Here is a 6,976-nt window from a genome sequence, read left to right on the forward strand (position 1 = left end):
GGCCGAGGCCGCCGGCGCCCTCGCGCATAACCGGGCTGAGGCGCAGATCGGTCGCCCGATCGCGCGCCCGGCCGTCTATCAGGCCGCGCGCGCCCTGCTGGAGGACTACCTCGACATCACGCCCGAGCGTGTGCAGGCGCGCCGCATGAAGGAGGAGCGGTCGCGAGACCCGGCCAAGCAGCTCGAGCTGATGCGGGCCGAGATCCTCAATGGCGGCACCTCTGCGGCCGACGATCTCGAGAGTGACGCGGAATGACACCGACGATGGCATTCGCGGCCTTCGAGGTCGTCGCCCTGACCGCGATCGCCGCCGGGCTCCTGGCGGGCGCGGGCCTGGCCAGCACGCGCAGCGGCGCATCCCTCGCTCCGCGCCTGCGATATGGGTGGGCCGGGGGCGGGGCGATCCTCGTAACCCTCGCTCTCCTTGCGACCGGTCAGCTGCCCGACCCCGGGATCGCGCACACCTCCATCCAAGAGGTCGTTCACGCCGCGATGATCGTGCTGACCGCGGCGCTGATGGCGGCTCTCGCCGTCATGGACCGGAACACCGCCTGGGCGCCCGACCTCGTGACGCTGCCATTGTGTATCACGGCCGCCGCCACCGGCGCGATCCTCGGCGGAGAGGCGATTTCGTTCACGACCGTCCTGCTCGGTGTCGCCATCTGGGGCGGGGCCCAGCTGCTCTGGTTGGCTCAGGTTCTGCTCCGCGTGGAGGCCGTGCCGCCGCCGGACATGATGCTGCTCCTCGCGCCGCTGGCGATGTTCGGCGTCGAGCTGCCGCTGGTTATCTATTTTCTCATCGTCGCGGTGGCGCTGAAGGCCTGCAAGGCGATGCCGGGTGTTCAGCGCTTCTTCATGGCCCGTGGCCTGGCCGAGAAGGTGGTCGCCGACACCGAAGGGCACGGAAATCCACAAGAATCGGTGACCTTCCTTGCGATCGGGTGCCCGGCGGGCGTGATCGTGTTGGCGCTTTCCACGGCGATGGGTATATAGTCGTCTTGATTTAGTTTTCGCAAACGGAGGACATTGCTATGCTGGCTCCTATCCCTGCAGCCCTTATGGCGACCGCGGCCATCGCCTCGGCGAGTATCTATCAAGACAGCACCCGCGGCAGGGTCGAGGCGCCCATTCTCGCCGAGAACCTCGCGATCCACCACGGTCAGCGCGTCGAGATGGCGCGTGAGCAGGCCAAGGCGCAGCTGCGCGATGCCAAAGGAAAGCCCAAGTCCCATTCGTTCTACGACCACGGCCGCGAAGTCGCGACCGGAGACCTGCGCGTGTTCGCCAACATGGGCGACTGGGAAACCGTCATGGTTCGCCTGCCGAATAACGAGCTCGCGGTCATCACCTGGCCCGGAGACGCGGTCGGCGAGGTCGAGAAGAGCACCGGCCCCGGCAAGAAGTCCGACTGGGATGTCTTCGTCGAAAGCATCGTGGGCTGGGCGGTCTGGCGCTGGGGCGACGAGGAGGACGACAAGAAATACGACAAGTGGGTCGATGGACGCGGCCCCAAGGGGAAGGACGCGGCAGAGGCGGGTGCCGGCAGCGGAAACCACCCCGGCCAGAGCTCGAGCGTGAAAGCCGCGTTCGGCGACCGCGCCCAGAACGACTCGGTCGATGTCATCCTGGCCTCGCTCGAACAGAACTCGCAGGGCAATCACCGTGTCGGCCTCGTGACGCAGTCCCCCGGCAAAGGCTTCGAGATCGATGGCCTGACCTTCAAGATGAACGGGAAATCGGTTCCCGTAGGCGTTCCCGCGGTGGTGACGACCTTCCCGGAGGACTTCTGAGTTGAAACACCACCACGACGTCGATGCCGCCCTCGGGCGTCCGGGGGGCATACTGTCCCGTTTCCGCCGCAAGCGGGAGCGGGGCTTTGCCCTCATGGAGGGGATCCTCTATCTCAGCCTCCTCGCCAGCGTCGTGGTCTTCACGACGGGCACCTTGCGCGAAGAGGGCATGCGCCAGGAGGAAAGCCTGATCGCCGACGCCCTGAAGATGCTGCAGGACGGCTCGGGTGACTTCGTCCTCGACAACTACGACCAGCTTCGCCAGGAGCTGTTCGATGTCTCGGCCAGCGGGGGTGACGCTCTCATGTCGCTCGACATGATGCGCCTTGCGGACGAGGGATCGGTGCCGACGGTCTTCTTGCGTGACGGGGGCACCATCAGGAACACGTTCGGTCAGCAATACGCCCTCATCCTGAGGGCTGTCGACCGTCAGGACAGCGGTGCCCCGCAGGCGACGCTGACGCGCAGCCAACTGGATCCGTCCTCCACGGGCTCGATCGCGAGCCAATGGGTCGACAACGATCCGAGCAACGGCGAGATGGAGATCGAGTCGCTCCTGGTGAGCCATTCGGGCCAGCCCATTCCGCTGAACCGCTCCGGACGCGTCCTTGCGAAAACCGGATTGCAGATCATCGGCCTGGTCGTGGAAGGGGATGTCACGCGCGGCGCCTACGGCAACTTCGAGCTCTCCATCGCCCCCTATCAGGCGCTGGCCGAGTATCCGACGCCCGGCCACTTCGCCAACCTCGTCTCCCTGTCGGGCTTCGGCGTCCTGGGGGTCTCGGGCGACCGCGGCCTCGTGGACATGGATCGCGCACTGCTGCGCTGCGCCGACATCAGCCCGGCCTCCGACCCCAATGCCTACAACGCCTGCCTGGACAACACCGACAACGAGTTCATGAGCCAGCTGGTCTTCCGCGAATACGACGATGACAGCGGCAGCAAGGTCTATCCCGGCATCCGCGGCCTGACGAACCTGACCTGCGACGGCACCGACCCCGCGGGAACGATCGCGCCGGGAACGCTGCTGGTGGATTGCGGCACGACCACCTTCGACGGCGATCTGGCCGTCACCGCCAGCCTGACGGTGGACGATGGCAGCGGCGGCACGACCACGCTCTCGTCGACCGGCATGGCCCTCGACGGGGTCGACGTGCTGGGCACCACCACGGTGGGCGCGGGCAGCGAAAGCCGCCTGTCCGTCGATCGCGCCTTGGTCGGCGGGATGGATGTCGGCCAATACCTGATCGATCCGGAGATCGTGCTCGCGCAAGGCGAGGTCGAGATCCCGACATGCGGCACCGATGAGAACGGCGTGGCCCTGCAGCCGGCCATCTACACCTCTCCCGCCGGTTTCGCGGATGCGCGCGGACGTCCTCTCGTGGGCATCCGGGCCTTCGCCGAGAGCGCAAGCGCGACGAGCTGGCGCGTGCGGATGATCTCCTTCGTCGAGGAGGACTACTGCCAGGCCCGGAACGGTTCGGGCCAGATCGTTCCGCTCGACCCGACCGGTCCGACCTATTCCAACGGCGCTCCGAACCACCCGAACTGCTCGGCGTTCAACCCCGACGGGACCGTGGCGACCGACCGCAGCGACGGCAAGGTCGACATCTACGAGGTGGTTTCGGGCTTCGGGAAGGTCATGGCCCAGACCCGGTGCGTGGCGCCGTGACCGTGGCTCTGCGCCCAGCCGGGGGAGGCCCCGGCGGCCCGGCCCAGGCAGGGACGCTGTCCGAATACGGATTCACGGATCTCTACCTCACGACCGGCACCACGGATGTCGAACCGGTGGTGAAGGGCCTGAAGGCGCGAGACGTCGTCCAGGGGGATGGAATAGGGGGGGTCCGGCCCGTGCCGGACTTCCTGAAGGCCGATGTCATGCGCCTTGGCGAAGACATCCGCGACATGTGGATCAAGACCGGCGGCCAGCGCGAGTTCGTGACGGTCCGCGAGGGCGTCTCGTATCGCTGTGCCCTGATCGACGCTCCGGAAAGCACGATCAAGCGTCCCACCGAAGACGTCGATATCCAGAACTGGTGCGTGCGCCACATCACCACGAACCTGCCGCGTCTCGAAAGCCTCGGCATGCCCCGCGACATGCAGACCGTGCTGACCGACCTTCGAAACGATCGCGGGCTGCTGCTCGTCAGCGGCAGCTTCGGCTCCGGGAAATCAACGACCGCCTCGGTGATCCTCGATCACTGGGTCAGGATGACCCGTGACGTCGCCATCTCGCTCGAGGATCCGCCCGAATACCCGCTGGGGCGGGTGACGACCGACGAGGGGGCGATCTACCAGATCGACCTCACCGAGCGCCCGATCGAGGAAGCGATCAAATACGCCAGGCGATGGGGGCCGCGCTTCTTCTTTCTGGGCGAGGTCCGCACGCCTCAGGCGGCCGCCGAGATGCTGCACATGTCGATCTCCGGCCCCATGGTCGTCTGCACGATCCACGCCGCCGATCCGGTCCAGGCGATCATCTCCCTGGTGCGGTTCGCCGCGCGCGAGATGTCGGAATCCACGGCGCGGGAGATGGTCGCGGCCTCGCTCAAGAGCGTGATCTGGCAGGAGATCGTCGGCGGCCGCCTTTCGGCGACCCTCGGCGTCATCGGCGGGGCGGAGAATTTCGTCGTGAGGAAGAAGATCGAGCTGGGGCAATACCAGCAGATCTACGAGGACCTGGAGCGTCAACGGGTGAACAGAACCCGCCCCGGAGGCGCGGTGGGTATCGGCAGACGATGAGTGGATCGTTTCGCGAAAAGATGCGAAACACGTAAATCCGCGCTGCGGCGCGATAGGGGACAGGACGAGCGGTGAAGCACTTCATGGCACATCGGGGGGCAGGCGCCCTCATCCTCGCCGCGGTGGCCCTGGGGGCACCCGCGGCAGTGGCGCAGGAGCAGAATTTCGGCTGGCTGGACCAGATCCAGGACCAGCGTTGCGATCCCGAGATCCGCGAGAAGATCAGCTCGAACGTGCGCGGCAAGATCGAGGCTCATATCGCGCGGGCGGAGGCGGCCATCAACGCCCCCATTCCGATCGGTGACCTGAGCTGCCTCGACGACCTGATGAACGAGAGCCTCGACATCTTCTCCAACATCGGCGGCCTGATGGGGTCCCTGTCGGCCGGCCTCGGCAGCGTGTCGGGCGGCGATGTGAACGAGGCTTTCGACGGGATGGACCTGTCAAGCCAGGTCTGCTCCTTCGCGCAAAAGAAGTGGGCCGAGGTGACCACGCCGCTGAACGCGGGCCTCGATGAGCTCGACATCGCGCATTTCGCCGACCAGTTCGACTTCCTGAACTACACGCCCCCGACCAACCAGCCGCGCGCGCAGGCCGATGGCGGCAGCGGCGGCCAGCAGACGAACCAGCAGCAGCAGGGCCAGACGACGACGCGCACGCAAAGCTCCGGCAACAGCAGCGCGGTGCAGTCGATCTGGTCGCAGTCCGGCACCCCCCGGCGGCAGTGAGAGATATGGAGAGCAACATGAAGAAGATCCTGTTCACCGCCGCCAGCGCCCTCGCACTGACCTGCGCCGGCGACTTGCAGGCGGCGCCCTGGGGCACCGAGGTGACGTCGCAGCGGATCAACACGAACCAGCAGGCGACGACGCGCGCGGTGCAGTCCGTCGAGCGCGAGGTCAAAGGTGTCGAGCAGGAGGTGAAGGACCTGCAGGACGTCGTCGACAACAAGGTCGACGAGTTGGCCAACAAGCTGATCCAGGCGCTGCGGCTGCAGACCGGTGAGACGAGCAGCTACATGGACAAGCAGATCGAGGCCGACAAACGCTTCCTCGATGCGAGCCAGCAGAACGAGACGCAGCGGCTGCGCGACACGTTCCGGGCCGAGGCCGAGAGCGGCAAGTTCGACCCGCCCGCGGATCTCTGCATCCTCGCGGGGCTCTATGCGGATGGCGACACGACCATGGGCACGACCGGTGGCCGCGGCTCCGAGGCGCGCGCCGACACGATGTCCCAGATCTCCGGGGCCGACCCGGCCGTGCAGCAGGGCGGCACCGCGCTGGCGCGCAGCGTCGTCGGCAGCATCGAGCCCTATGACGGGCGCGCCGATGGCACGGTCGACGTGTCGATCACGCTCGAGGACCCGACGATCGACATGGCCGACGAGACGACCCGTCGCGTGGTGACGCGCATGATGCGCAACGTGATCGATCCGGTGCCGGATCGCCCGATCACCGCGGAGGAGATGCGGACGCCCGAGGGCGTTTCGCGCGCGGCCGTGCAGCAGGGCAAACGAGCCCGCCAGTCGGCGGCCTCCGAACTGCTGAGCATGACGCTCAACATGCGTGACGCGATCGTTCCCATGAACGAAAGCTGGCAGGCCAAGCTCGACGACTCGGTCTACAACCGCGACGTCCCGGAGACCTTCTCCGAGCTGCAGGCCATCGATATCCGCACGGTCGAGCATTATGCGCCGACCGAGGAAGCGGCGTCGAAACGCGGCGGGTCGACCAACGACTACCTCGCGCGGATCTACGACGTCATGTCGATCAACACCCGCATCGCCTATCTCAGCCTCGAGCTCCAGAACCGCCAGGCGGTGGCGCAGGCCGCGCAGCTTTCGGCGATCATCGACTGATGAGCCCGCCGGTCCGGAGCGATCCGGACCGGCAATCCACAGCCTTCGCCGCCCCACGCCTACCCACTTGCGAAAATCGAATGTATCTTCGCGGCAAACGATCGTGGAGAACGACATGGCGAAGGGCATGGGACCTCACCAGCCGAAACCCGGCTGGCCTACGAGATGGCCGAAGCAGGCGCTTCAGCTCGCGCTGGCATCGCCGGGCGGGCTTCTCATCATGCTCACCTCGATCATCGTGGCGGCGGCGGCGCGTGGCGCTCTCGTCGACCTCGGCCTGAATTCGTTCGGCCGCCACATGATGCAGGCCTTCCTCGGGGCGGCGCTGCTGCCCGCCCTCATCCTGACCGTGAACCAGATCATGAGGGCCGACGGACGCGGCGCGATCCCGCTGTCCGAGATCCTGGAGCTCTCCCGTCGGATGGCCCCCGCCGCTCTCGCGACCCTGGGGGCGATGTGCTTTCTGAGCTGGCTGCTCCCCGATCCGCCGCGGGGCGCCGCCGGCGGCGGCTCGGACCTGTCGCGCTTTCTCGGCGGCGGCATCAGCGTGTGGGTGCTGGTCGAGATGATCTGCTGCATGCTCAAC

8 protein-coding genes are annotated in these 6,976 nt (G+C 66.9%); all 8 read left to right on the forward strand.

Going from position 1 to position 6,976, the window contains the following annotated elements; genetic code table 11:
* On the forward strand, positions 1-256 hold a 256-nt coding region (locus tag ACFDS3_RS17950), incomplete at its 5' end, for a hypothetical protein (protein WP_375263724.1).
* An 8-nt stretch (positions 257-264) separates the two neighbouring features.
* Positions 265-993, forward strand: a complete 729-nt coding sequence (locus tag ACFDS3_RS17955) for a hypothetical protein (protein ID WP_375263725.1) — start codon at positions 265-267, stop codon at positions 991-993.
* Between the two features lie 38 nt (positions 994-1,031).
* On the forward strand, positions 1,032-1,790 hold the full coding sequence (locus ACFDS3_RS17960) for a hypothetical protein (RefSeq protein ID WP_375263726.1): 759 nt from the start codon (positions 1,032-1,034) through the stop codon (positions 1,788-1,790).
* A gap of 1 nt (position 1,791) precedes the next feature.
* On the forward strand, positions 1,792-3,462 hold the full coding sequence (locus tag ACFDS3_RS17965; protein WP_375263727.1) for a hypothetical protein: 1,671 nt from the start codon (positions 1,792-1,794) through the stop codon (positions 3,460-3,462).
* A gap of 2 nt (positions 3,463-3,464) precedes the next feature.
* Positions 3,465-4,532 (forward strand): ATPase, T2SS/T4P/T4SS family, encoded by a 1,068-nt coding sequence (locus ACFDS3_RS17970; RefSeq protein WP_375263728.1) that lies wholly within the window; start codon positions 3,465-3,467, stop codon positions 4,530-4,532.
* Positions 4,533-4,615: 83 nt separating this feature from the next.
* The gene (locus ACFDS3_RS17975) at positions 4,616-5,260 is read left to right on the forward strand and encodes a hypothetical protein (protein WP_375263729.1); all 645 of its coding nucleotides are present in this window, start codon (positions 4,616-4,618) and stop codon (positions 5,258-5,260) included.
* A 17-nt stretch (positions 5,261-5,277) separates the two neighbouring features.
* Positions 5,278-6,390 (forward strand): hypothetical protein, encoded by a 1,113-nt coding sequence (locus tag ACFDS3_RS17980; RefSeq protein ID WP_375263730.1) that lies wholly within the window; start codon positions 5,278-5,280, stop codon positions 6,388-6,390.
* A 115-nt stretch (positions 6,391-6,505) separates the two neighbouring features.
* Positions 6,506-6,976, forward strand: a 471-nt coding sequence (locus ACFDS3_RS17985; protein WP_375263731.1) for a hypothetical protein, incomplete at its 3' end; no start/stop codon positions are given.

The sequence above is a fragment of the Palleronia sp. genome, from assembly GCF_042089775.1.
Taxonomy (GTDB): Bacteria; Pseudomonadota; Alphaproteobacteria; order Rhodobacterales; family Rhodobacteraceae; genus Palleronia.

Bases quoted from the DNA above. Each gene is read 5' to 3' on its own strand.
- ACFDS3_RS17955 (WP_375263725.1), top strand. From the start codon at position 265: ATGGCATTCGCGGCCTTCGAGGTCGTCGCCCTGACCGCGATCGCCGCC.
- ACFDS3_RS17980 (WP_375263730.1), top strand. From the start codon at position 5,278: ATGAAGAAGATCCTGTTCACCGCCGCCAGCGCCCTCGCACTGACCTGC.
- ACFDS3_RS17960 (WP_375263726.1), top strand. From the start codon at position 1,032: ATGCTGGCTCCTATCCCTGCAGCCCTTATGGCGACCGCGGCCATCGCC.
- ACFDS3_RS17975 (WP_375263729.1), top strand. From the start codon at position 4,616: ATGGCACATCGGGGGGCAGGCGCCCTCATCCTCGCCGCGGTGGCCCTG.